The 25774-nt window shown below is 60.2% G+C and carries 21 protein-coding genes; 12 read left to right on the forward strand and 9 right to left on the reverse strand.

The window, feature by feature from the left end:
* The 5 genes from VFI82_06410 to VFI82_06430 all read right to left on the reverse strand — a co-directional run.
* Window positions 1–382 (reverse strand): ACP S-malonyltransferase (locus tag VFI82_06410; GenBank protein HET7184298.1); only part of this gene is annotated, 382 nt, incomplete at its 3' end.
* 11 nt (window positions 383–393) lie between these two features.
* The gene (gene plsX / locus VFI82_06415; GenBank protein ID HET7184299.1) at window positions 394–1440 is read right to left on the reverse strand and encodes a phosphate acyltransferase PlsX; all 1047 of its coding nucleotides are present in this window, start codon (window positions 1438–1440) and stop codon (window positions 394–396) included.
* 82 nt (window positions 1441–1522) lie between these two features.
* Window positions 1523–1708, reverse strand: a complete 186-nt coding sequence (gene rpmF / locus VFI82_06420) for a 50S ribosomal protein L32 (GenBank protein HET7184300.1) — start codon at window positions 1706–1708, stop codon at window positions 1523–1525.
* An 89-nt stretch (window positions 1709–1797) separates the two neighbouring features.
* Window positions 1798–2349, reverse strand: coding sequence for a DUF177 domain-containing protein (locus VFI82_06425; GenBank protein ID HET7184301.1), 552 nt, complete (start codon window positions 2347–2349; stop codon window positions 1798–1800).
* Between the two features lie 535 nt (window positions 2350–2884).
* Window positions 2885–3109: a YtxH domain-containing protein gene (locus tag VFI82_06430; protein HET7184302.1), complete on the reverse strand. Its 225-nt coding sequence runs from the start codon at window positions 3107–3109 to the stop codon at window positions 2885–2887.
* Window positions 3110–3315: 206 nt separating this feature from the next.
* On the opposite strand from VFI82_06430, the gene VFI82_06435 reads away from it, so the two are divergent.
* Window positions 3316–4449 (forward strand): aldo/keto reductase, encoded by a 1134-nt coding sequence (locus VFI82_06435; GenBank protein HET7184303.1) that lies wholly within the window; start codon window positions 3316–3318, stop codon window positions 4447–4449.
* Window positions 4450–4458: 9 nt separating this feature from the next.
* Here VFI82_06435 and VFI82_06440 read toward each other — a convergent pair whose 3' ends face one another.
* Window positions 4459–4764 carry a hypothetical protein gene (locus VFI82_06440; protein HET7184304.1) on the reverse strand — a complete coding sequence of 102 codons (306 nt, stop codon included), beginning with the start codon at window positions 4762–4764 and terminating at the stop codon, window positions 4459–4461.
* A gap of 159 nt (window positions 4765–4923) precedes the next feature.
* Between VFI82_06440 and alr the strand changes: the two genes are divergently transcribed.
* Complete coding sequence (alr, locus tag VFI82_06445) at window positions 4924–6066, forward strand: alanine racemase (protein ID HET7184305.1); 1143 nt, start codon at window positions 4924–4926, stop codon at window positions 6064–6066.
* A gap of 92 nt (window positions 6067–6158) precedes the next feature.
* Window positions 6159–7256 (forward strand): alpha/beta hydrolase family protein, encoded by a 1098-nt coding sequence (locus tag VFI82_06450; protein HET7184306.1) that lies wholly within the window; start codon window positions 6159–6161, stop codon window positions 7254–7256.
* Between the two features lie 276 nt (window positions 7257–7532).
* Here the strand turns inward: VFI82_06450 and VFI82_06455 are convergent, their stop codons facing one another.
* Window positions 7533–8324, reverse strand: coding sequence for an enoyl-CoA hydratase/isomerase family protein (locus tag VFI82_06455; protein ID HET7184307.1), 792 nt, complete (start codon window positions 8322–8324; stop codon window positions 7533–7535).
* A 119-nt stretch (window positions 8325–8443) separates the two neighbouring features.
* Between VFI82_06455 and VFI82_06460 the strand changes: the two genes are divergently transcribed.
* The gene (locus tag VFI82_06460) at window positions 8444–8728 is read left to right on the forward strand and encodes a hypothetical protein (protein HET7184308.1); all 285 of its coding nucleotides are present in this window, start codon (window positions 8444–8446) and stop codon (window positions 8726–8728) included.
* A gap of 91 nt (window positions 8729–8819) precedes the next feature.
* Entirely contained in the window at window positions 8820–9278 is a 459-nt protein-coding gene (rpiB, locus tag VFI82_06465; protein ID HET7184309.1) for a ribose 5-phosphate isomerase B, read from the forward strand.
* Between the two features lie 30 nt (window positions 9279–9308).
* Here the strand turns inward: rpiB and VFI82_06470 are convergent, their stop codons facing one another.
* Complete coding sequence (locus tag VFI82_06470) at window positions 9309–10100, reverse strand: hypothetical protein (GenBank protein HET7184310.1); 792 nt, start codon at window positions 10098–10100, stop codon at window positions 9309–9311.
* 245 nt (window positions 10101–10345) lie between these two features.
* Here VFI82_06470 and glyA point away from each other — a divergent pair, with 245 nt between their 5' ends.
* A complete protein-coding gene (gene glyA, locus VFI82_06475; GenBank protein ID HET7184311.1) occupies window positions 10346–11656 on the forward strand; it encodes a serine hydroxymethyltransferase in 1311 nt (436 codons plus the stop codon).
* Between the two features lie 49 nt (window positions 11657–11705).
* On the opposite strand, the gene VFI82_06480 is transcribed toward glyA, so the two are convergent.
* On the reverse strand, window positions 11706–12071 hold the full coding sequence (locus tag VFI82_06480; protein HET7184312.1) for a VOC family protein: 366 nt from the start codon (window positions 12069–12071) through the stop codon (window positions 11706–11708).
* A gap of 177 nt (window positions 12072–12248) precedes the next feature.
* Here VFI82_06480 and VFI82_06485 point away from each other — a divergent pair, with 177 nt between their 5' ends.
* The 6 genes from VFI82_06485 to VFI82_06510 all read left to right on the forward strand — a co-directional run bounded on the left by VFI82_06485 (window position 12249) and on the right by VFI82_06510 (window position 25600).
* Window positions 12249–13421 (forward strand): glycosyltransferase family 1 protein, encoded by a 1173-nt coding sequence (locus VFI82_06485; GenBank protein HET7184313.1) that lies wholly within the window; start codon window positions 12249–12251, stop codon window positions 13419–13421.
* 196 nt (window positions 13422–13617) lie between these two features.
* The gene (locus tag VFI82_06490; GenBank protein HET7184314.1) at window positions 13618–14430 is read left to right on the forward strand and encodes an outer membrane lipoprotein-sorting protein; all 813 of its coding nucleotides are present in this window, start codon (window positions 13618–13620) and stop codon (window positions 14428–14430) included.
* A gap of 438 nt (window positions 14431–14868) precedes the next feature.
* Window positions 14869–15990, forward strand: coding sequence for a radical SAM protein (locus tag VFI82_06495; protein HET7184315.1), 1122 nt, complete (start codon window positions 14869–14871; stop codon window positions 15988–15990).
* Between the two features lie 268 nt (window positions 15991–16258).
* Window positions 16259–19393, forward strand: a complete 3135-nt coding sequence (locus VFI82_06500) for a carboxypeptidase regulatory-like domain-containing protein (protein HET7184316.1) — start codon at window positions 16259–16261, stop codon at window positions 19391–19393.
* Window positions 19394–19469: 76 nt separating this feature from the next.
* Window positions 19470–19826 carry an STAS domain-containing protein gene (locus VFI82_06505; GenBank protein HET7184317.1) on the forward strand — a complete coding sequence of 119 codons (357 nt, stop codon included), beginning with the start codon at window positions 19470–19472 and terminating at the stop codon, window positions 19824–19826.
* Between the two features lie 2294 nt (window positions 19827–22120).
* Window positions 22121–25600, forward strand: coding sequence for a protease pro-enzyme activation domain-containing protein (locus VFI82_06510; protein ID HET7184318.1), 3480 nt, complete (start codon window positions 22121–22123; stop codon window positions 25598–25600).
* Window positions 25601–25774 lie beyond the last annotated feature (174 nt).

The raw sequence follows: 25774 nt of genomic DNA on the forward strand, positions 1-25774 counted from the left end.
CTTCCTGCATGTAGCGGCCGCGGTGGTGCACCGTCCGCACCGCGTCTTGAAATTCCAGCGTGCCGGCGGCAACGTGCGCCGAATACTCGCCCAGGCTGTGCCCGGCCGCGATGGCCGGCGCGATTCCTTTTTCGCGCAACACCCGCAGCACCGCGATCGACATCGTCAAAATCGCCGGCTGCGTGATCTCGGTCAGCCGCAGCTTTTCGTCCGGACCTTCCCAGCACACCTGGGAAAGTTTGAACCCGAGCGCCGCGTCTGCCTCATCGAAGGTCTGCTGTGCGACCGGATGCAGGCTGGCCAACTCGCGGCCCATGCCGACGCTCTGCGATCCCTGGCCGGGAAAAATGAATGCGGTCTGTTCTGGAGTATGTGCGCTCATGCTGCGGTCAATCAGCGGTTCAGGCCATCAGCCACTGGGATGGCAGCGCTCTTTCCCCGAGCCGACGTCAGTCCGCGCGCGATTTCGGCGTTGATGCCGGCATTGGCAAATTCGGCGGCCACGCGGATGGCGTTTTTGATGGCGTGTGCGTTCGATGACCCGTGGCTGATGATGCACACGCCCTTGAGCCCGAGCAGCGGCGCCCCGCCATATTCGGAATAATCCAGGCGTTTCTTGAATTCTTCAAACGCCCGGCGCGAAAGCAAGAACCCGACCTGCCGCGTGATGGTGGCGCGCAAGGAATCCTTCAGGATGTAGCTGACGGTCTCCACCAGTCCTTCGGAAACCTTCAGCGCAACATTGCCGATGAAGCCGTCGCAGACGATGACGTCCACATTGCCGTTGTACAGATCGCGGCCTTCCACGTTGCCCACGAACTGCAGCGGCAGTTGCTTTAGAAGCTGGTGCGCGGCGCGCGTCAGATCGTTACCTTTGGCCTCTTCTTCGCCAATGGAGAGCAGCCCGACGCGCGGGCGCTCAGCGCCGAAAATCGCGCGCGCATAGATGTCGCCCATCACCGCCCACTGTTCCAGGTTGTGCGGCTTGGAATCGACGTTGGCGCCCACGTCCAGCATGATGCTCGCCGTTCCCTGCGCGGTGGGGAAAACCGCCGCCAGCGCGGGACGGTCCACGCCCGGCAGCGCGCCCAGCACCATCTTGGCCGTTGCCATCGCAGCGCCGGTATTGCCGGCAGTGATAAATCCCGCGGCCTTGCCGTCGCGCACCATGCGTAGTCCCACGCGTAAAGTGGAATCGCGCTTTGCCCGCACCGCTTGCGCGGCCTTTTCGTTCATGCCGATGACTTCGCTGGCATGAACCACCTGGATCTGTTCGAAGGGCGCGGTGGGATGGTGGCGGAGTTCCGCTCGGACCTCGTTCTCAGGCCCGACCAGAAGAACGTGGACGTCGTGGTGACGCGCGGCCAGAATCGCGCCTTCGATTTCCGGTTTCGGCGCGCGATCCGAGCCCATGGCGTCGACGGCTATGACCGTGGGCATTCGGCGTAGAGGTCCTCAGGTTCCCAGGCTGCGGGCCGGGCGCGCACCCTGCACCTGCGATTCTTCCTCTCCAACCCGCGACCTATTCCTTTTCCTTAATCGTCAGCACTTCGCGGCCCTTATAGTAGCCGCACTTCGGGCAGGCGCGATGAGGCAATTTCTGCTCGTGGCAGTTCGGGCACTCGGAAAGCGAGCGCGCGGTCAGGAAATCGTGAGCGCGCCGCGTCGAGGTCCGCGCCCTGGAATGTCGTCTCTTTGGATTCGCCATAAATATTCCGATCAGGACAGTGGCGGCACTGAAACTCTCCGCGACTGAAAATTGGAAATTCGAAACTTCGAGTTTCAAATTTCAAATTCTCATTGCCCTAGCTTGTCTTTCAGCTCTTTCAGCGCTTCCCATCGCGGGTCGGGAACGGAAGCCGCGCAATTGCACTCGCCCTGGTTACGATCGCGTCCGCAATGCGGGCACAGGCCCTTGCATCCCTCGCGACAAACCACCTTCATAGGCACGGTCAGCAGGATCTGCTCCCCCAGGACGTCCCGCAACTCGATTCCGTCGCCGGTGTAGTAGCCGATTTCCGCCTCCGCCTGGGTGACGGAAATCTCTGCCCGGCCGCCATCGACGCCCCGCGGCCGGTACAGAAGCTCGAACTTCCGCGCCACCTCCCGGGTTACCGGCACCAGGCACCGGGCACAAGCGGTCTCCACCGACGTTGCCAGCTCGCCGAGCACCCGGATGTCTTGAATCACTTCCTTGTGCCCGTGATGTTCCTCAATCAGCGTCGCCCGCCCGCTGGTTCGCAGCGGCGCTGACTGGCGCATATCTGGACCCAAGTCAACCGTGTCGGGGGGATATTCCTCCCGAAAATTAATTTCCTTTTGTTCCAGAACTTGCAGGCTGATGAACATCGCAGACCAACAGACTAAGCCTTCCAACAATCACCCGGTCGTACAAGCAGCAGAACTACCTCGGCGCAAACATCAAGAATAAAGGCCGGAGAGCGGCAGTGTCAAACCAGCAGAGCTCGCTACTGCTCTGCTCGGCATAGCCAATATACGGATAGGTAATCTGGTAACTCGCCTGGGCGTTGGAAATGGCGTGCAGCGACGACGACGCGGAAGCCTCATTGGGCGGACATCTTCGACCGGATCAAGTTGGGAATGGCCATCGCCGCCAGGGTTTCGATAAGCCAGACCCGCCTTGCCACCGCATTGCTATCCTTGCGGCTCACAATATGTAAGGGCAAAGTGGAATCCAAGCGCCATTGCTTGGGGGCATCTAACATATTCCCGCTTTAAGGACGGTAAGCCCGGCTCCGAACGACCGTGTGGCACGGGTCTTTGACCCGTGAGGCTTAGCCGCTGCGGGATGTCGCAGTGCACGAATACAAGTACCAAGTACCTAAGCACAGCAGGTACTTGGTACTCGGTACTTAGTAACCCCTTAAATGCTGCTTTCGGTGCCGGTCGGACGCACGCCGGCCTCTCCGCGAATGCTGCTTACCGTACGCTGCACACGGTCGCGGCCTTGCTCAAAGGTTTCACGCGCCGAACTGGCCAAGTCTTGCGCCCGCTCCTGCAACGTGTTGCGTGCCTCTTGCCCGCTCATGGGCGCAAACAGAACACCCAGCCCGACGCCAAGTCCCAACCCGAATAGAAACGCTTTCATAAATTCTCTCCTTGTTCGCTTTGCGGTCCGCCAGCCAAAGACTACGCCCGGGCCCGAGCCCCGGCAATCCCCCGGAGACAATTGGTTCGTTCGCCTACTTACAGATGCGAAAGCGGCGGAGAAGTTTGCTGCCGCAAAACTGGTGCAGCTCCGGAAAAGTTTCCCAAAAAGGATTCGTGCCTAACGCGCTGATACACTAGGCGGTCATGATCTCAGGCTTCGCCACTGCCGAAGGCTGTGCGCGCTTTGCACAGCATTTTCCACAGGCTCACCTTAATTTCCGGCGTCCCGAGTGGGTGCAGGGTGTCGGCGAGCTGACACTCTCCTCCATGGGCATCGGCACTTACCTGGGAGAGCCCGACGACGACGCCGACCGCGCCTACACCGCTGCCCTTGCCGAAGCGCTTGCTTCCGGCATCAACGTTGTGGACTCCGCCATCAATTACCGACACCAGCGCTCCGAGCGGAACATTGGCGCTGCGATGTCGCAGCTGATTGGAGAGGGTAAGCTCCGTCGCGACGAGGTGCTGGTCTGCACCAAGGCCGGATATCTGACCTTCGACGGCGACATGCCGTCCGATCCGCGCGCCTATTTCATGAAAGAGTACATCGAGCCGGGCATTCTCGATCCGGCCGAGATCGCCGGGGGCATGCATTGCATGGCACCGCGCTTCCTTGCCGACCAACTGGAGCGCTCCCGCCGCAATCTCGGCCTGGAAACCATTGACGTCTTTTATGTCCACAACCCGGAGACGCAGCTCGCCTCAGTGCCGCCCACGCAGTTTGTTCAGCGGCTGGCAGCGGCCTTTCGCGAGCTGGAACAAGCCGCCGACGCGGGCAAAATCCGGTGGTACGGCGTGGCCAGTTGGAATGCCTTCCGTGTCGCGCCCGGCGACAACGGCTACATGCCGCTCGAAGCCGTGCTGCGTTGCGCCTATGAGGCCGGCGGGGAAGGCAATCATTGCCGCTTCATCCAGCTCCCCTTCAACCTGGCGATGACCGAGGCGTGGTCCTCGAACAATCATCAATTCAACGAGGAAACCATATCGGCGCTGGAGTTCGTGCACCGCGTTGGCATCGCCGCTATCGGCAGCGGCACCCTTGCCCAGGGACAACTGGCCGGCGATCTGCCGGAAGTCGTCAGCAAGCGGCTGGGAATGAGAACCTCCGCCGAAAATGCCATTCAGTTTGCGCGCTCCGCCCCGGGATTGGTGACCGCACTGGTCGGCATGGGCCGCCCTGAACACGTTAAGGCGAACGTAAAGATAACAGCGCATCCGCCCGCGGACCTGGACCAGTGGCGATCGCTGTTCCCGAAGTCGCGCCAGGAATCTGCCTGAGCGCCACCGTCACTTTCCCAGGTCCCTCCATCGCGCTCGCTCCGGCAGCACGGCAATGGCTTTCCCGTCTTCGTCGAAGATCACCAGCCGGGCCGCGCTTCCCTGCACCTCCATGCGCGCCCGGACCTTCCCGCTGCTGTCTTTGAGCACGACCTCCTCCGCCTCCACCGTGCGCGCCCGAACGCGCTCCGGATACGGCAGGTCCGCACGCGCGTTTTGCGCCAGGACCGCGGCCAGAGCGATCAGCAGCGAGATCGCGGTCATCTTCCACCGGCCTCGTTCCGCCACCATCTGTTCAAGGGATTCCAGCTTCATGGTCTCCTCCTGCAGGACAGGCTTCTCCTCCTCTGGAATCTCTTCCCCTGCGGTTCTTGCACACTTTTGTTCGCGATCCTGGTTCCCACGCTTGCGAATGAGGCCGTCGTTTACAATCATCGAGCAATTGCAAATCTTTAAATTTCAAATTGCAAATTCATGAGACCTACTTGGGCGGAGATTTCGCTCAGCGCGTTGCGACACAATTTTCGCCTTATCCAGGAACATGTCGGGGACAAGGTGACCGTCTGCGCCGTCATCAAGGCCGACGCCTACGGCCACGGGTCGCCCGAGTGCGCTCGCGCACTGCAGGAAGCCGGCGCCACCTGGTACGGGGTGACTTCGACGGAGGAAGGGGTCAAGGTCCGCGAAGCCGGCGTTACCGGGCGCGTACTGTTGATGACCGGCTTCTGGCGCGGCGAGCAGGACGACGTAGTGCGTCACCAGCTCACGCCCACGGTCTGGGAGTGGTGGCAAATCGGCGCTCTTGAAGCCGCGCTTGCCAAGGTCAATGCTCCGCCGCGATCGTTTCCCGTCCATGTCAAGGTGGACACCGGCATGGCCCGCCTCGGTGTTCCCGATTACTTCATGGGCCTTTTTCTGAAGCGTATCCAGGCCGCCGAAGCGGTGGCGCTCGAGGGCGTCTTCAGCCACCTCGCATCCGCCGAAGTTCTCGATGCGACCGACGCCAGGCAGCAGGCGCAGCGCTTCGCCGAATTCGAGCAATTTGTCTGCGAGCACGGTTTCTCCCCGACTTACCGCCACATCGCCAACAGTGCCGCAGTAGGGGGGCGGCCCTCGCTGTGGCGCAACATGGTTCGTCCCGGGATGCTGCTCTACGGCTATGGCCTGCCGCTGATGCGTACCGAGGATGACCCCGAAATTCCACATCCCCTGGCAGTGAAGCGCGTGCTTTCATGGAAGACGAAAATCATTTCCATGAAGGACGTCGGCGCCGGACAGACGGTCGGCTACAAGGCTGCCTATGTCACCAACCGCCCGACAAAACTTGGTGTGCTCCCGGTCGGATACGCCGACGGGCTCTCGCGCCATCTCTCTTCGCGCGGACGCGTGATCGTGCGCGGAACTTACGCTCCGCTGGTCGGAATTATTTCCATGGACATCACGGTGGTGGACGTGACCGACGTAAATGGCGCCGCGCTTGGCGACGACGTCACCATTCTCGGCGCCGATGGCGATTGCATGATTGACGCCTGGGAGCACGCGCGCCTGGAAGCGACCATCCCGTACGAGGTCCTCTGCCGGGTGGGCGGGCGCGTCCGCAGGACCTACACCGAGTAGCTTTCACGGGCCAGGTAATGGACTGGCAGATCTGGCTGACGACTAAGAGCTGACAACTAAGAGCCAAGAGCTTTTGTTATTCTTTTTCATCCATGCGTCGCCGCTACCAGAACTGGATGCACGAGTGGGAGACTCGTCTCACCACCCGCGACACCAACCGCATCGTGCGTCCGTTCGAGTGGGGCGAAGAATGGACGCGTGACTGGCCCGGCTTAAGCGCTGACCGGCCCGCGGTCGCGAGCAATCCCGAAAGATTCTTCCAAGAACTCAACCACCACATCATCGCCCACAGCGACGAATTCTTCTCGTACCGCACTCCTACCGACTTCCGCATCGAGAAGCATCCCGTAAGGTTGCACGCCTCCGGCGGGAACAATGGCGACGACCGCGAGCGCGGCAGCGGCAACTTCCTCCGCTTCACCTCGGCCGCCGAGACTCCCTACCGCGAAAACAACACCGCCAATGCCCGCTGGTTCCCGGCCCGCGGCCGGCGCGCGGTTATCGTGCTGCCGCAGTGGAATGCCGATGCGCTCGGTCACAACGCGCTTTGCCGCATGTTGAATTTCTGCGGCATCGCCGGCCTGCGCCTCAGCATGCCGTACCACGACGTGCGCCGGCCCGCCGAACTGGAACGCGCCGATTACGCCGTTTCCGCCAACATCGGCCGCACCATCGCCGCCGCGCGGCAGGCGATTCTCGACATCCGCTGCTGCCTCGACTGGTTGGAATCGCAGGGCTACCGCGAGCTGGGCATCCTCGGCACCAGCCTCGGTTCCTGTTACGCCTTCATTGCCAGCGCCCACGACCAGCGGCTGCGCGTGAACGCCTTCAACCACGCTTCCACCTATTTTGCCGACGTGGTGTGGACCGGCCAGTCCACGCGCCACGTCCGCGCCGGCGTCGAACGTGAAATTTCCCTCGACAGCCTGCGCAATTGCTGGCTGGCGATCAGCCCCATGTCCTACTTCGAGCAGTACGCTCGCTTCCCCAAAAAGTCGCTGATCGTCTATGCCACCTATGACCTGACGTTCCTGCCGGAGTTTTCCCGCGAAGTGGTCGCCGAATTTCGCCGTCGCCATCTCGATCATCGCGTCGCCGTGCTTCCCTGCGGCCACTACACCACCGGCGAAACCCCGTACAAGTTCCTCGACGCCTGGCACCTGGTGCGCTTCCTCAACAGCGCACTGTGATCTCGAGTCGGGCCGCTGGACAGCCCCGCGCGTTGCTCCGTCGTGAATTATGTCGTGAGGCGATAGTAGCTCGAAAGTACTACGGCAAGATTTTGGCTGAACGTGAGCAGGATTTTTCGTAGCGTAACGTCAGTACCAAGAGGCAAGGATTCGGCTGGTCCACGGCCGTTTCTCATGTACCTTCCCCCAGAACGTTAAGGGCGCGCCGAAAAGCGCGCCCTCGTTCTGTTTTGGGCATTTCCACAGATGTTCCGCGCGGAACCTGTGCGCAAATCTTTACTTGTTCTTCCACACCGGCTTGCGCTTCTCCACCACCGCGCGCAAACCTTCGGCAACATCTTCCAAGTCGTAGAGCTGGTTCAAGTAAATGTCCTGCGACTCTTTCATCGCTTCCGCCAGCGGTTTGCCGATCGAGCTGCCGATCACGCGCTTGGTCATCTCCAGCACCGGGCCGCTGAACTCGCCGATGCGCATCAAGACCTCGTTCACAGTTTTGGGAAGTTCGGCCTCCGGGACCACCTTATTGACGAAGCCAAACGCCAGCGCTTCTTCCGCGGTCAATGGATTGCCCGTGAGGATGAGCTCGTAGGTTTTCTTGGGACCGATGAGCGCGGGCAGCATGATGGCAGCGAACGGAGGAAAGACCCCCATCTTCACCTCGGGCTGAGCGAAGCGGGCGTTGGTAGTGGCGATAACCATGTCGCCGAAGGCGACCAGTTCGCAGCCGGCGCCGATGGCGGGGCCATTCACCACAACAATAAGCGGCTTTGAAATTTCGCCGATGGCATGGAACACGCGGTTGAAGGCGTCCAGCGTCTGGAAGACGCGCTCAGGTCGCGAGTCTTCGACCGAGATGCCGGCGGAGAAAGTCTTCTGCGACGAATCGAGCAGGATGCATTTCACGTCGGCGCGGCCATTGAGGCTCTCGATGGCTTCGGCCAACTCGCTCATCATCGGTATCGTCAGCACGTTGTACGGCGGGTAATTCAGCGTGATGTGGGCAGCGAACGTGCTGTGGTCGAACTTGATGTACTTGAATTCTTGTGCGACCCGCTTCAGCGTGGGCATTGCTCCTCCAGAATTGTCCCGAGGGTCGCATTATGTGACGAAATCCGGGAGCGTACAAGTAACGGGTTGACACGTGCCGGATAATATCCGACGGCACCAACCGTGCCTGGAGGGTGAGGATGTCATTGAACTTCAAAGTCCCCGCAGGATTGATGGCATTGGCATTGGCCGGCAGCATGTTCGTTCCCGCCGCCCGGGCGGAAGAGCAGCCGCACATGAGGGAAGCACTGGAACACTTGAAAGCAGCGCAGGCCGAACTGGCCAAGGCGGAGCACGACAAGGGCGGGCATCGCGCCAGGGCGCAGCAACTCGTCAACCAGGCCATCCAGCAGGTGGAGCAAGGACTGCGATACGACACGAAGCACGACAAGGACGAAGAGCGCCACGAGAAGGACAAGCACTAACCACGGGCATTGCTGCGATAGAGGCTCACGGTCGGAGCGCTCACAGAATCTGACCGTGAGCCGTTTTCGCTTAAAGGGATACAATCAGCAAATGAAAATCGCACTCGGCGCCGACCATGCGGGTTTCCCGCTCAAAGAAAAAGTGAAGCAGTGGCTGACCGAACAGGGTGTCCAGGTCGATGACAAGGGCACATTGTCCAGCGACTCCGTCGATTACCCGGACTATGCGCGCAAGGTTGGCGAAGAGGTGGCGGCGAAGAAAGCCGATCGCGGCGTGCTGGTATGCGGCAGCGGGATTGGCATGGCGATAGCAGCCAACAAAGTTCCCGGGGTCCGCGCCGCCAACGCGCATACGGTTTATGAGGCGCAGATGTCACGCGAGCACAACGATGCCAACGTGCTGACGCTGGGCGCGCGCGTCATGACCGACGAGGAAGCGCACAGCATCCTGGATATGTGGTTACGCACGAAGTTTGCCGGCGGCCGGCACCAGCGGCGGGTGGAAAAGATCTCCCAAATCGAGCGCGAAGAGCGTGTCCCGACCAGCTAAGCAATGAGCCGTGCTTTCCCGGGTGTGCCATCACCTGATTTCCGGCCCGAAGCTGAAATTGTAGGCGCTGACGGGCACCGCTAGTTCTCCTGGCGCCGGCGCGATCCAGTTCGTGCCTCCCGCCGGAACTCTCACCGTGAATGGCCCCTGGCGCACGTTTTCGACATAGATGTCGACATAGCCGCTCGCGGTAGCGCCAGGAGCAAGTTTCTGGGCCACCAGGTACTGCTCTTTGACGGCGCGAACATAGTGCTTCCACTTAACGTCTTGGAGAACAGCTCTTGTCATGTAGCGAAGCGCAACCCGGCGGGCGCGCCACCGTTCGGTCGATACGTCCGCCGCGGTTGAGCAGGCGGCGCTTTCGCCTCGGACAGAGCAACTGCTCGCAGAGCCCGCCTCCGATACCGAAGCGCGCTTCGCAGACAGCGTCGGGGTTTCTTCCGCGACTGATTCGGAACGGGCGCCTGCCTCCACCGCGTACGCCTCTTGCAGGACATCGTTCTGGCTGAAGGGTCGATAGGAATGTCCGTTCGGCAAAATCACCACGATTTCGCTGGGGGCAAAAACCAGGGGTCTAGCGGATGCATTCGTGATTTTCAGAAGCAGGCCGACGGTAGAACTGTCGCGCAAACGCATGCCGGCGCAGATGTCGAACGGACTACCCACTTTCCTGAGAAGCAGTCCGCTTTCCTGATCTTTGGTCGACGGAAGCAAAGCTTGCGGATCGGCACTCGCGACCAGCGTCGCAGGCTTCTTCGATTTCGCGGCTCCGGAAAACACCACCAGCGGCAGGCAGACTAATATCACCAGTGCTTTCTTCATTTGTCATATCGACGCTGCGTGGCGAGCAGCGATAGTAGCAAACACCACCCCGACTCGACATCAGCAATTTACCTGATGGACGAACCGTTACTTCGGAGCAGGTTGGCCGGGACCGAAGTTCCGTTTCAGCACGCCGCTTCGCTGGCCGCGCCCGGCCAACTTGGAAGCGCCCGGATTGCGGAGTATGCTTTACGGTTTCCGGATTCGCCGCCCCGAATCGCCGGCGGCTGACAGGAAGAGCGCTTATGAAGCAGCCCATGTCCCGTCCTCTTTACGAAGTAGACCCGGAAGTCGCCAACGCCATTTACAACGAAGAGCGCCGCCAGCACGAGGGCCTGGAACTGATCGCCAGCGAGAACTTCGTGAGCGAAGCCGTGCTGGAAGCGATGGGCTCGGTGTTCACCAACAAGTATGCTGAGGGATATCCGGGCAAGCGCTATTACGGCGGATGCGAGTTCACCGATGTAGTGGAAACGCTGGCCCGCGAACGCGCCAAGCAACTGTTCGGCGCCGAGCACGCCAACGTGCAGCCGCACTCGGGATCGTCGGCAAACATGGAGGCATATGCGGCGGTCATTCAGCCCGGCGACACCGTCTTTGGACTGAACCTGGCGCACGGAGGCCACCTCACCCACGGTCATCACCTGAACTTTTCCGGCAAGACCTACAAGATCGTTCCTTACGGCGTCACCAAGGAAACGGAAACCATCGATTACGATGACCTGGAGAAGATGGCGGAGCGCGAGCGGCCGAAGCTGATCATTGGCGGCGGCTCGGCCTACCCTCGCATCATTGATTTCGCGCGCATGCGCCAGATCGCGGATAAGGTCGGCGCCATTTACCTGGTGGACATGGCGCATTTTGCCGGGCTGGTGGCGGGCGGCGTGCATCCCTCGCCCGTGCCGCACGCGCAGATCGTCACCACGACCACGCACAAGACGCTGCGCGGGCCGCGAGCGGGGATGATCCTGTGCCAGAAGATGGCGCGGATTGGCGATAAGGACATTGACCTGGCAGCGGCGATCGACAAGACGGTATTTCCCGGCGACCAGGGCGGCCCGCTGGTGCACATGGTCGCCGCCAAAGCCGTGTGCTTCCACGAAGCAATGCAGCCGGAATTCAAAGATTATGCGCGGCAAATTGTCGGCAACGCCAAGGTACTGGCGAAGACGCTCGCCGACGACGGCTTCCGCATCATCTCCGGCGGCACCGACACGCACTTGATGCTGGTGGACGTGTTCAGCAAGGGCATGCTCGGCAGCGAAGCGGAGAAGGCGCTGGGCGCGGCCGGCATCACCGTCAACAAGAACGCCATCCCGTTCGACACCAACCCGCCGATGAAGCCGAGCGGCATCCGCATCGGGACCCCGGCGCTGACCACGCGCGGCATGAAAGAAAATGAAATGCGCCAGATCGGCCACTGGATCGCAGAGGCGCTCAACAATCGCACCGACGGGCAGACGCTGGGCAGGATCAAACGCGAAGTGCTGCAGCTCTGCGAGGCGTTTCCGTTGTATCCGGAGCGCCGGGCGCGGGCGATGGTGGGAATGCACTGACAGGCATTTCCGGCGATTGCGCAATTACGAAATTACCAAATTGCGCAACTCATTGGGGTTGCTGGTACAGGCCGATCACGTTTCCTGCCGGATCGGTGAACCTGGCGGTGATCTCCGGGGCGTCAACGCCGATGGGCTGCACGATTTTGCCGCCGGAGGCAATGACCGCGTCCACCGCCGACTCCACGCTGTCCACCATGATGTAAATGACGAATCCCGGCTTGGATGCCGGCGGACGCCCCAGCACCCACGCTCCGCTCACTTCACCGACGGCGTCGTCGAAGGCAGTAGCACCGTCGCCCCGCTTGCGAATGTTCCAGCCGAATGCTTTCTGGTAGAACTCAGCTGAGCGCGCAATGTCGGTGGCGGGAATCTCGATGTAGCAGATCTTGCCGTTGGCATACGTAGCAGGCATCAGAGCACCTTCGCCGAAAGGAATTGTAGCAGCGAGTACTGTCGAACAAAGCCTGGACCGCTGCACGCGGGAGTCATTGGCGTTGGATGAGTTCGGTTTGGATGGCCCGCGACTGACTGCGCAGTTTCCGTTCCACTCTTCGGCTCAAGTTGCGACGGTCCGCGTTACACTATCCGCGTGCGCGTGGGGTTTGACATCCGGCCGATCCGGGACTTTGGAGTCGGCACTTATATCCGCAACGTAGTGCGGACGCTGGGGCTGCTGGACCAGAGCGGCGAATATTTCCTGATCGGCGGGCGCGATCGGGTGCGCGAGATCGGTAAGCTGCCGCCCAACTTCCACGTCGTTCCGTTTGCCGAAGAGGAACATTCGCCGCGCGGATATATCGGATTCGCGAAGGTGTTGCGCCATTACGCCTGCGACCTGGTTCACATCCCGCACCTGTTCTGGACACCGCTGTACCTGCCTTGCCCCTACGTGATGACGGTGCACGACCTGCTTGATTTCATGTACCGGGCGCATAACGGATCAGGCTTGCGCCGGGCGGCTCACCGCTACCTGACCCACCGCGTGCTCAGCCGGGCGGCGCGCATCCTGGCGGTCTCGCAATTCACGAAGATGGATATCCAGCGGCTGTTCAATATTCCCCAGGACAAGATCGAAGTGGTGTACAACGCGATCGACGAACGTTTCCGCGTTGGCCACGCCACCGATGCCGACCGGGAGCTGATCGCCGAACGCTACCAGTGCAATTACCCGTTCATCTTGTACGCCGGCAGGATCAGCCCGCATAAGAACGTGGTTCGCATCATCGAGGCGTTTTCGGCGCTAAAAACGGAGTTGGAGAAGGAAGACAAATTCCCGGATTTGAAGTTAATCATCATCGGCGACGAAGTTTCGCGCCATCCTGACTTGCGGCGGACGGTGGTCAAGAGCGGCGTGCAAAATGACGTGCGCTTCCTGGGCTTCGTGCCCGTCGAGGTGCTGCGGATTTTTTACGACGTGGCGAAAGTTTTCGTGTTCCCGTCCCTCTACGAGGGATTCGGCCTGCCGCCGCTGGAGGCGATGGCGCACGGAACCCCAGTGGTGGCGTCGAATACATCGTCGCTGCCGGAAGTTGTGGGCAGCGCGGCGGTGCTGGTGAATCCTGAGAACGTGTTTGAAATCATGCGCGCTCTGCATAAGGTCCTGGTGGACCAACCGCTGCGGGAGAAGCTGAAGCAGCGGGGCTATGAGCAGGTGCAGCGTTTCTCCTGGGACACCTCGGCGCAGCAAATCCTGGATGTGTACCGCGAAGTCGCAGGCGCGCCAGCGGCGGCGGCTGTGGAGACCCCCATAGCGCAAGTCTGAATTCAGCTTCCACCCGGTATGAGCTGCCGGGCGCCAATTCTGCCCGGTTGCGCTTCTACTCCCAATTTCAGAGGCAGGCGCTCATACCAGGGCGGCGCCAGGTTGTCTGGAATATTTCTGCCGGGGACACTCTGTTGGCCTCTTATTTGCTTCTAACTCTGTAGCGGTAGGCACGACTAGTGAGGCCAAGGGTCCCGTGCAATATAAAAAATCGGCAATCGGCTACCTAATTTTCCTAATCGCCGCATTGGCGGCAGCCCAGGCACCCCAGCCTCCGCAGGTTCCAGCCCAATTCACCCAGCAGGAACCCCGTCCAGAGTTGCAGACCATCGTGCAGCGGATGGAACAGGCGGCGCGCGAGAACCGGGAAAAATACCGGGCTTACGTCATTACGCGCGAATACCGCATGTACGGCGGCGGTGAGCAGAAGCCGGGCTCGACGGTGGTGGCCGATATCAGCTTCGTTCCTCCCAAGACGCAGGAATTCAAGATCACGGAAACCCAGGGTAGTGCCCGCGGTGAAAACGTGGTGCGCCACATCCTGGAGAACGAACAGAGAGCGGCTGAGACGGGCCAGGCGCCGGGCGCGGTGACCCGCGAGAATTACGAATTCACCCTCCAGGGCGAACAGCGCGTGGATGAACACGACTGCTTCGTGCTCGGACTTACACCCAAACACAAGGAAAAGAACTTGATCGTCGGTCGCGCCTGGGTGGATAAGAATACCTACCTGGTGCGCAGGGTGCAGGGAGAGATGGCAAAGATGCCCTCGTGGTGGATCAAGTCCGTGGAAGTCACTCTCGACTTCGGCGACGTCAGCGGCATGTGGATGAAGACGCACACCACGGCGAATGCGGACGTTCGGGTCTTCGGCCCGCACACGCTGCAGGAGAATGCGATCAGGGTCCGAACCGGATCGACGGTGGCGGAAGTTGCGGGCACTCGAGCCCAGCAGTCGAGGCGCTCTTTCCGCCGCGCGGAGGCCGTGCTCGGGACCTTCCAGCACTAAGCGGCGGCGCGGGAACGTGCCAGCATCGCTTTGGGCCGCATACCAACAAAAAGCAACCACCTGAGCAGCGGGATACGTCATAATGGGATGATGTGGGGTGTGCTACGCGCGGCGTTGGGAGTTCTGCTCGTCTGTGTTGTTGTCTTCCTCGTGATTTCGCCTTATGTTGACCCGCCCCTGACTGTCTTACGCGCCCGGCAAATCGCAGTGGGCGTCCTGGCAGTAATGAGCGTTTGCTGGGAGATGGCTGCCAATCGGCAGCCGTTGCGGGGTGCTGAGCGCGTATGGCCGCCGGCCGGCCATTTTCCTGACACGCATCCGCTGCGCTTGATCACCCTTCTTTGCTAAAGCGCTCCGTCTCTCATTTTTTCATCGGGCCATAAACCAAGATTCTCCGGCGGCGTCCCGAAGCCCAAACTCGGGGTCGAGGCAATTTCCATGAAGAAGAAAAGCAGCCTTCGGGCCATACACCTGGTGAAAGGTTGGGGCGGGATCCTGACCGGCCGCTCACCGCTAATGTCGATTGAAATCACGCGCGAGTGTCCGTTGAGTTGTCCTGGCTGCTACGCCTATGGAGAAGACCACCTCGGCGGCGAGAAGAATCTGCGCGACCTCAGCGACTTCAAGGGTGACGAACTGGTGGAACGGGTGGTGGACCTGGTTCGACGCTACCGCCCGCTGCACGTGTCGCTCGTCGGCGGCGAGCCCATGATGCGCCACCGCGAGCTGGAAACGATCATCCCGCGGCTCACCGCGCTGGGAAGCTTTGTCATGCTGGTGACCAGCGCGGTCATTCCCATCCCGAAGCACTGGATGAAATTCAAAGACTTCCGCACCACCATCTCGGTGGACGGGTTGCCCGAACATCACGATGTCCGGCGCAAACCGGCGACGTACGAGCGCATCCTCCGCAACATCGCGGGTTGTGAGGTGAATGTGCACTGGACGCTCACCCGGCCCATGTTCGAGCGCGACGGCTACCTGGAAGACTACGTACGATTCTGGAGCGAGCGCCCGGAAGTGAATTTCATCTGGGTCAGCACGTATTCACCGCAACGCGGCGAAGATTCCGCGGAAATGCTCCAGCCCGAACACTACCAGCGCCTGATTCGCGAGGCGCCGGAACTACGGCGGCGATATCCGAAGTTCCTGTTCAACCAGGAGATCGCGCGTACGCTGCTGGCGCCGCCGCGCAATCCGGACGACTGTATTTTTTCCAAGATGTCGGTGAATTACACCGCCGACCTGCGCACGCGCGTGGAGCCATGCATTTTCGGCGGCGATCCGGATTGCAGTAAATGCGGGTGCGCGATCAGTTCAGCGCTCCACTGGATTGGGCACCGGCAACTGGCCGGCCCGCTCACGGTCGGGCACCTGGTGCGCGGTTCGGTTGGGATTGGCAAGTTCGCCGCCAACTTCCGTCCCGGCGTTCGCGAGGCCCTGCGCTGGGAACGTGACCTCGCGGCTGGCGCGCCGCGCGCAGATAACCTGGTGCAAATCGCTCCACCGGTCCCTATCGCGACGGATCAAAAGCGGGAGAACGCGGCCGCCGGCGACTAGACTGCCGCGGTAGATCATTCTCCAATTCGGCGTTTCCGCCGGCCCGCTCAAATGCCCGCTGGAAGCGGCATTGACTTCCGTGCTCTCGCCCAACTAATATCCCGCCCACAATTTGCAAGCCGATGGAACCGGCCTGCAAGCGAAAAAATCCATGCTGTCCATCCGCGTGGGTCGGGTGCAGCATTTGCTCATCTTTCCGTAGCCGGTATTTTTAAATCCGTTGCGTCTTTTTCATTCGGGGTAGGCCATCTTGAAAGACGAGGTCTCCATGGCCAAGAAGCTGCATTTCCTGCTGGTCTCCATTCTGCTGGCTTGCGTGCTGCCGTTGCCGGCACAACAAGTAGCCGTTTCCGTCGGAGGCCGCGTCAGCGACACGACCGGCGCCGTGGTGCCGAATGCCACGGTGAAGGCGGTCAACACCCAGACCGGGTTCAGTCGTAACACGACCAGTTCGACCACCGGCGATTACCAGTTGACCGCCATGCCGGTCGGCGATTACCGCATATCGGCCGAGGCCCAAGGCTTGAAGCGGATGGTAAGGAGCGTCCACCTGGATATCGGCGCCAACGCAACGATTGACTTCGCATTGCCGCCGGGGCAGGTGACCCAGGAGATCAACGTCGAGGCGCAGCCGGAGGCGGTGGAACCGACGCGGAGCATGGTCAGCGAGGTCATTGCCGAACGAGAGATCGAGACGCTCCCGGTGAACGGGCGCCAGTTCATCGATTTTGCGCTGCTGGCACCCGGGGTGACGATTGGCGACACCACCTCGGGCTCCACCGACGTGATCATCGAGCCCGTCACCAAGCTGTCATTCGCGGGCCAGAACATCCATTACAACTTCGTGGCCATCGATGGCGCCGACAATATGTCCACCGCCTCCGGCATCCAGAAAACGACGCCGTCGCAGGAAGCGGTCAAGGAATTCCGCGTCATCAACAGCGAGTACAGCACCGAGGCGGGCCGCGCGGTGGGCGGGATCATTAACATCATCACCAAGAGCGGGACCAACCAGACGCACGGCTCGGTCTACGAATATTTCCGCAACGACGCGATGGACGCGCGCAGCATCCTGGCATCGCCCGGATTGGACAAGCTGCGGCAGAACCAGTTCGGGTTCACCCTCGGCGGTCCCATCCGCAAAGACAAGACATTTTACTTCGGCAACTACGAGGGCCAGCGGCGGCGGGAATCGCCGTTCTACAACTCGATCATCCTCGCGAACCTGCCGGCGATCAACCGCGTCAAGACCCAGTTCTATCACCTTGCGCCGGAAAACCTGAATGTCACGCGCAACACCGATTATGACAATATGCTGTTCCGGCTGGACCACACCTTTAATGAGCGGCACAACATGTTCGTGCGCTATTTTTTCAACGACCAGCGCGCCACCAACCTGTCGCCGCTCAACGATGGCTTCGACCTGCCCTCCGGCTTCAAGGACAATAATTTCCGCGACCAGTCGCTGGTGGCATCGCTGACCTCTTCGCTGTCGAGGACCCTGGTCAACGAACTGCGCGTCCAGTATGCCCACCGCTACTTCAATTTCCCGACCGATACCACGCAGCCGCACCTGGAGGTCTCGAACACGTTCACGCTCGGCGTGAACCGCGGCAATCCCGATTACTACGAAGAGGGCCGCTGGGAAGTCGTGGACAACGTCACCAAGGCCTGGGGCAAACACACCCTCAGCTTCGGCGGGAATTTCGACCATGTGAACACGATCGAATCGTTCCCGCTGTTCTATCCCTTCGAGGCGGATTTCCCCAGCTTGAGCGCCTTCCTGGGGACCGATTGCCTGTTCGGTCCGGCGGTACCGTCGTTGTGTGGCACGGCGGCAAACCCGATTCCGCACCCGTTCGTGATTTTCTTCGAGCGTTTCAATGCTGCCAACGGCTTCAACGAAACCTCGTTCAATACCTCGGTCTTCACCGGTCAACGGATCTCGCAGGCCGTGCGCAACCAGGCGCGCGGCGAGTTGGGACACACCTACGAGGGCCTCTACATCCAGGACAAATGGCACGCAACCGATCGTCTGACCATGAATTACGGCCTGAGGTGGGAGGGCGAAACCTGGCCCAGCATTGCCCTGGACAGCCCGATGAAGAACTTCGATCCCCGCGCCGGTTTCTCGTACAGTCTCGGCACCAGCCACAACGTGATCCTGCGCGGCGGAGCGGGCCTGTTCCACGGCACCATCCCCTCGCCCCTGCTGATGTGCCAGATTCCTTCCTGCGGCGGGCTTTCGAAGTATCCCGGCCGCGAAAACATTCAGGACGGGCTGAACTCCACCACCCGGCTTTCCGCGTTCGGTTCCGACCCGCTTTCCATGAACATCGCGCTCGGCGGAATCCTAAACGGCAACTATCCGCTGCTGATTCCCTCTCCTTTCCCCGGCGCTCCGCCCTCGGTCGCGCTGGACGCCACCGTTGTCCGTTTCGCACAGAAACACAAGCCACCCTACGGCGAGCAGGCCAGCCTCGGCCTGGAGTTCGAGCCGTTCCACGATGCCATCCTGGACGTCAGCTACCTGCACGTTCGCGGCATCCATCTCGGCAGCTTCTATAACGTCAACCAGCCGAACCCTTCCGGCCAGTTGCTGATGCACGATTCCAACGGCAATACCGGGCTGAAGAACATGTATTGCGCCAACTTCCCATGCTTCCCCGACGTGGGTTCGGGAATCATCCCCAACATCCGCACTTTCCCGTTCGCCATCGACTTCGAGGCGGACTCGAAGTGGGACTCGCGATGGGACGGGCTGCTGGTGAACTTCAACAAGCGCATGAGCAAGCACGTCGCCGGCGGCATCAGCTACACCTGGTCGCACGGTATCGACAACGGCCCGAACCCAAGCTTCGTGCTGATTCCGCAGGACAGCTCGAATTTCAGGGCCGAACGCGCGAGCTCGGCGGACGACGTGCGGCATCGTTTCGTGGCTAACATGACGCTGCAGGGACCCACGCACGTGAATCCCCTCGTCAACGGCTTCCAGTTCTCCTTCATCCTCACCCTGGAATCGCCGCACTACTTCACCAAGTTTGCCGGGTTCGACGCCAACGGCGACATCTTCGGCAACAACGACCGGGTCGGCATCGAAGCACGCAACACCTTCAAGGGGGACAGCTACAAGGCTGCCGACGTGCGCCTATCGCGTACGTTCGCCTTCAGCGAGCGGACCCACCTGGAAGCAATGGCAGAGGCCTTCAACCTGACCAATACGCTCAACGTGCGTTTCTTTAACACCGCCTACGGCGCATCGGATTTTTGCCCCGCCGGCGGCGCCGCCAACGGCTGCATAGGACCTCTATTCAAGGAAGGTTCGCCGAACCCCGGCTATGGAACGCCTCGGGCAGTTTTCAATCCGCGGCAGATTCAATTGGCCGTCAAGCTGACGTTCTAAGATCACGGATTTTCGTGTGCTGGAGTGCCGCGCTCATAGGGGCCACGCGTAAGTCAATTCAATCAAGGAGTGTGTTATGGCCGCGAATCCTCTCCCCAATCCCGAGCTTGACCTGGCTACCGATCACATACCGGGCGGGACCATCGTTCACTGCAAGGGAAGAATAACTTCAGAAACGACAGAACACCTCAAGACGTCCGTCAAGCCTCTTTTTGAACAAGGCAAAACGTTGGTGTTGGACTTGACTGATGTGAGTTACATGGACAGCTCGGGCTTGGGCACTATCGTCGGAATGTACATTTCGGCGAAAACTGCCCACTGCCGGTTGAAGCTCGTCAACTTGAACCAGCGTTTGAAGGAGCTATTCAGCATTACCAGGTTGGGCGAGGTAATGTCGGAAGGACGCGACCCGAACGATTTCGGCATTCCGTAATTGTGGGACCGCTAGAGGAGTTTTCGAATATGTCCTCACTCTAATTTGGAGACGACCTCTGTTCTCGCGCCATGGACCGCTGGTCTCGATTCGCAGCCACGCTCGCAACTGGATAGTCCCTGCAATCGTGCGCCTCGAACACGCGACAAGCTTGGTAAGCATCTTGCTCATGCACACGGTTGGTTTGCGGGTTCTTGATCTGGTAAAGCCACGCACATTGGCTGCATCGAAAGCTGTCGATGACCGCTTCGTCGTGTCGACACTGGGGGAGAATGGAGCGCACTGAGAACGGGTTTCTCGTGAAACTCCGGTTAGCGCGTTCGTGAAGCCGCTGAGTCAACCACGCGATTGCCAACTTTGCTTCGACGCAATTTGTGTCCTTGCATGTGGCGTATCCATTCGCATCGGCGTGTTGGGCGTGTGATTTCTCAAGCAGAAGCCTGAGAGACTCGATTTCTTCGGCTGCGATGCTTGAAGCCATGGGAAACTCCGGCTGGAAACTTTCAATGCCATGGGATTGTCCAACTCCACCCGGAATTGCTTCTGTGCAAAATTGAACACTTTTCTGATTATTGAGAAATCGCCATCTCACAAGAAATTGCCGAGCCCATCCCCCGGCGTCCCGATTTTCCCGGCGATCCCGACTCAGGGACTTGCTGATTCTTGCGATTGCTGAACTTGTCGCTAAGGGGACATTGCCTCGAACTCGGCGCAGTCCGTGAAGTAGAGGCGATCCAAGAGGTGAACCGCGCTGCATCTGGCAGGATGATCGCGGAAGCAGTCGTCATTTTTTCACAAGTTTTCCACGTCGGATTTTTCCACATTGCTGTGGAGAACTCTGTGAAAAATCGCGCCTCTCGCGCGCTACCGGCCGAGCAGCTAATGAGTTCAACACTTTGCACTGCGATGGATGACGTGGTTTCCTCAGTGGCGTGTTCTACGCTTTCGGCATCTTGTCAGTGATCGCCGTCACGTTTCATGGTGAAGAGATTCTTTCTCGTCGATAAGCCGTCGATCTGCGCAGTGTGTTGTTCAGATGTCGTCCGGGGGCAATATCCACCAACTCTGCTACGCGATCTGACAGCGTGCTGAATCGGTGTGATTGTTCGCCGCTACCGATAATGTCAACATTGATGACAAGCAGGCAACTCCACGCCAAGATGCGCCGTCCGACAGATTCAGGCAGGTTCCCCACCGGCTCGTACCCACTCTGGCCAGAGTACGAACTGCATCACGCCTATCGTCAGCGCGGTATTAGTTGCCGGACCCAAGAGGCGGCACTGTGTCGTCGAGCCGATTTGAATTCGGAGCAGACCAGCGCAAGCAGATCGTGCCAGCTTCGATCCCGCGCACACGACTGTTCAGAGGCGACCTGTTCGCCGAAATCATCCAAGACCGCCGCAGCCACCCTGCTCTATTCTTCGCGATAGTGCAAAGGCACGGTTCGACCGAAATCCTCATGTTGGGACAATTCCGCTCGCGATCGAAAGCTCAGGCGGCGGCGAGGCAGTTCATGGCTGATTATTCGAGGCGAAGTAAAGGCCAACGTGCAGCTTAGCTGAGGAAGATTGCCATGGCCGGAGTGAGGACGCAATACGCCTTCCCGGGGCGGTTTGGAGCAGGCCGACACGCGCCCCTAGTGCCACACCGGCGGTCACAATTACCAACAAGAACTGTGTAAACAACTGAAAAATACAGAGCTGATAGTAACCGGACCTGTAAGCCAAATTATATAAAGCCGTTTCCAGCTAAATTCCTGCCGGACTGCTGTTTAGGTTCCAAACAACGCGATTACAGCGGCTTGCGTCGATTCTCGTAACAGGACCCACCACCTCGCTCCACTGCGAATGCCTGAGGCGCTCGGTCAAGGGTTACTGGGAGGAAGTAGGACGCTCAGGATTTCGCAAGCCTGTAGACGCAAAGGGCGCGATACCAGCGTTCCAAAACGCCGGATTCCTATGCCTGATGAATCATGTACCTCATTATCTGTCAATGACTTGCGGTTCTGTTCATTGGCGAGGAAGACAGGCGGCATCTGCCAAGAGTGTCCCTCCGAAACCTTGCCTTCGCTCACCATTGAACTACTCTGTTTCGCAAAACGGGGGAATCCATTTTGAGAGGGGGGAGCGGTGATCCATAAATTGGGAGTCGCGTCCGTCGTTGTTGCCCTTTTCCTCGCTGTTCCTTGCGCCACCGCGCAAGTCGAATCAGGACTTCGCTCTCGCCCTGGGGTCGTCCAGGCGGTTCAAGAATCAGACCGAATCGCGCTGCCCGGAAACGTGCGTCCCGAGGCGATGCCTGAAAACGACCGCGGAAGAGTGCCGGACTCGCTGCCCTTGGAGCACATGCTGCTCCAACTAAAGCGCTCCCCCGAACAAGAAGCGGCCCTCCAGCAATTCATTGACGAGCTCCACACCCAGGGCTCGCCGAATTTTCATCACTGGCTGACTGCCCAGGAATTCGGCGAAAGGTACGGTGTTGCACCGTCAGACCTGGACGCTGTTACCGCGTGGCTCGAGTCCCACGGTTTCCAAGTCAACGTGGTTTACCCGAGTGGCATGCTCATTGATTTTTCCGGCACTGCCGGCCAGGTGGGCGCGGCATTCCAGACGGAGATACATCACATCGAGTTTAAAGGCGAGCGGCACCTCGCCAACATGAGCGACCCGCGCGTACCCGCCGCTCTCGCCCCGGTGATCTCCGGCGTCGTTTCGCTGCACGATTTTCGCCCGCACGCCTTGCATCGCATGCGCAGAGTAAAACCAGAATTCACTTTTACAGATTTCCTTGGCGGAATTAACTACGCTGTGGTTCCCGCAGATTTGGCCACGATCTACAACCTGAATCCTGTCTTTGCCTCCGGCATTTCCGGCCAGGGGCAGACTATCGTTCTGATCGAGGACACAGACGTCTACCGCGCCGCCGACTGGAGCACATTCCGCTCGACATTCGGCCTCAGCAAGTACAGTTCAGCCTCATTCACGCAGGTGCATCCGCCGGCGCCAGCTCCTACCAACAACTGTGGCGCACCCGGTGTTATTGCGCCCAACGACGCGGAAGCCATCCTTGACGCGGAATGGGCCAGCGCGGCTGCGCCCAGCGCCGCGATTGAGATGGCCGCTTGTGCGGATACCAGCACCACCTTCGGCGGTCTCATCGCTCTCCAGAACTTGATCAACGCAAGCACGGCGCCGCCGTCGATTATGAGCATCAGCTACGGCCAGTGCGAGACCGTGAACGGAGCGGCCGCCAATGCCGCCTATAACTCGGCTTATCAGCAAGCGGTCGCCGAGGGCGTATCCATCTTCGTAGCCGCCGGCGACAGCGGCGCTGCCGGATGCGACAACAGCGCCGCCGAAGCCACACACGGCATCGGCGTCAACGCCTTCGCTTCGACTCCCTACAACGTTGCCGTCGGCGGCACCGATTTCAGCGATACCTTCGACGGCACCAACGATACCTACTGGAGCCTCGGGAACACGGCAGACTTCGGCTCCGCGCTTTTCTATATTCCCGAAATCCCGTGGAACGATTCCTGCGCCGGCGGGTTGCTGTCCGCTTATCTTGGCTATTTCCCCACTTACGGTCCGAGCAGCCTTTGCAACGATCCGCTCTTTGGCTCTTTCTTTATGACTACGGTGGCCGGCGGCGGCGGTCCCAGCCAATGCGCCACGGGTACGCCCTCGACCAGCGGCGTGGTGAGCGGTTCCTGTGCGGGATGGCCGAAGCCCTCCTGGCAATCTGTGTTCGGCAACCCCAGCGACGGTGTGCGCGACACACCCGACGTCTCACTGTTTGCTGCCGACGGCCTATGGAGCCATTTCTATATTTTCTGCTGGTCGGACACGGCAAACGGCGGCGCCGCTTGCGGCAGTGACCCCAGCACCTGGTCGGGCGCGGGCGGTACTTCGTTCTCATCGCCGATCTTGGCCGGGATCCAGGCGCTCATCAATCAAAAGGCGGGAGGCCCGCAGGGCAATCCAGCCCCCGTTTACTATCAGCTCGCCGCTGCCGAATATGGCTCCGCCGGCAGCACGGTTTGCATTTCATCCAACGGCACAGGAGTGTCCCCGAACTGCACCTTCTACGACGTCACCTTCGGCGACATGGACGTGAGCTGTGTCGGCCCCAACTGCTATCTGGGTGGCGGCTCGGTTGGCGTGCTCTCCACTTCCAACGCAGCGTTCGCCCCTGCTTATGGCACAACGACCGGCTGGGACTTTGCCACGGGCATTGGCACGATCAACGCCGCCAACTTGGTAAACAACTGGCCAGTGTCGGGGCCACCGCAGGACTTCACGATCTCGGCGTCGCCCGCCAGCTTAAGCATTACGCAGGGCGACAGCGGGTCCAGCACCATCAGCATCACTCCGCAAAATGGTTTCAGTGGCAGCGTCAGCTTTGCCGCCTCCGGTCTGCCCAGCGGCGTGACTGCGTCTTTCGATCCGGCCAGTGCGACAACCAGCAGCACCCTGAAGCTTACCGTCTCCAGCACCGCTGCTACTGGCACGGCAAATGTGACCATCACCGGCACATCCGGCAGCCTGACACGACAGGCTCAACTCACTATTACCGTCAATCCAGCAGCCAGTTTCACACTATCGGCTTCGCCGAGCGCGCTGAACGTTATTCAGGGAGGCCAGGGCTCCAGCACGGTTACCGTCAATCCCCTGAGCGGTTTTAGTGGTACCGTGGCGCTCTCCGCCTCCGGTTTACCCAGCGGCGTAACCGCGTCTTTCAATCCGGCCAGCACTACCACCAGCAGCACCCTGACGCTTGCCGCATCTGAAACTGCTGCTGTCGGTACAGCCACCGTGACCGTTACCGGCACCTCTGGCAGCTTGACCCAGCAAGCGCAGATCTCCCTTTCGGTTAATCCAGCGCCCAGCTACACGCTTTCTGCATCGCCGGGTTCGTTGACCATAGTCCAGGGGAGTCAGGGTTTCAGCACCATTGCGATTACTCCGCTGAACGGCTTCAGCGGTACCGTCGCGCTGTCCGCCTCCGGTTTGCCTGGCGGGGTGACCGCGTCATTCAATCCGGCCACTGCCGCAACCAGCAGTACGCTGACGTTTGCCGCTTCCGGCACGGCTGCCATCGGCACGACCGTCGTGACCATTACCGGCACCTCGGGCAGCCTGACGCGGCAAACGCAGATAACTCTTACTGTTAATCCGCCGCCGAGTTACACACTTTCTGCTTCGCCGAGCTCGCTGAACGTTATTCAGGGAGGCCAGAGCTCCAGCACGATTACCATCAATCCCCTGAACGGCTTCAGCGGTACCGTCGCGCTGTCCGCCTCCGGTTTACCCAGCGGCGTGACTGCGTCCTTCAACCCGGCCAGTACCACGGGTACAAGCACGCTGACCTTCACCGCCGGCGCGACCGCCGTCACCGGGAGTGTCATTGTTACCATCACTGGGACGTCGGGTAGCTTGACTGCGTCCACTACGATTTCTCTCACCGTGACGCTCGCACCGGACTTTTATCTTTCGGCCTCACCTACGAGTATGAGCATTGCACGTGGCAGCCAACAGACCACGAACATTACCGTCGTGCCTGTGAACGGCTTCAACAGTAATGTGACATTCTCTGTCTCAGGATTGCCAAAAGGCGTGTCGGCCGCTTTCACTCCAAATCCGGCCACGTCCACGAGCACGTTGACGTTGACTACGAGCAACGGGGCCAACGTGGGAACGTCTACTGTCACGATTACCGGTGCTTCGGGCGCTTTGAGACATCAGACAACGATCAGTCTTACGGTCCACCGCTGAGACGCAACCGGAGCTGCCACAGAGTACAGACTGTGAGCGGCGCCTTTTCGCACCCATGTCTTTTTGTTCGCGATGTATACGCGTGCTATCAACATCCGCACATCGTCGCGGTGATCACGCTCCGTATAACGGGCTAACCGAAGTGATCATTAGGCGACGAGACTTGCCTCACCC

Source organism: Terriglobales bacterium (genome assembly GCA_035691485.1).
GTDB lineage: Bacteria > Acidobacteriota > Terriglobia > Terriglobales > Acidobacteriaceae > JAIQGF01.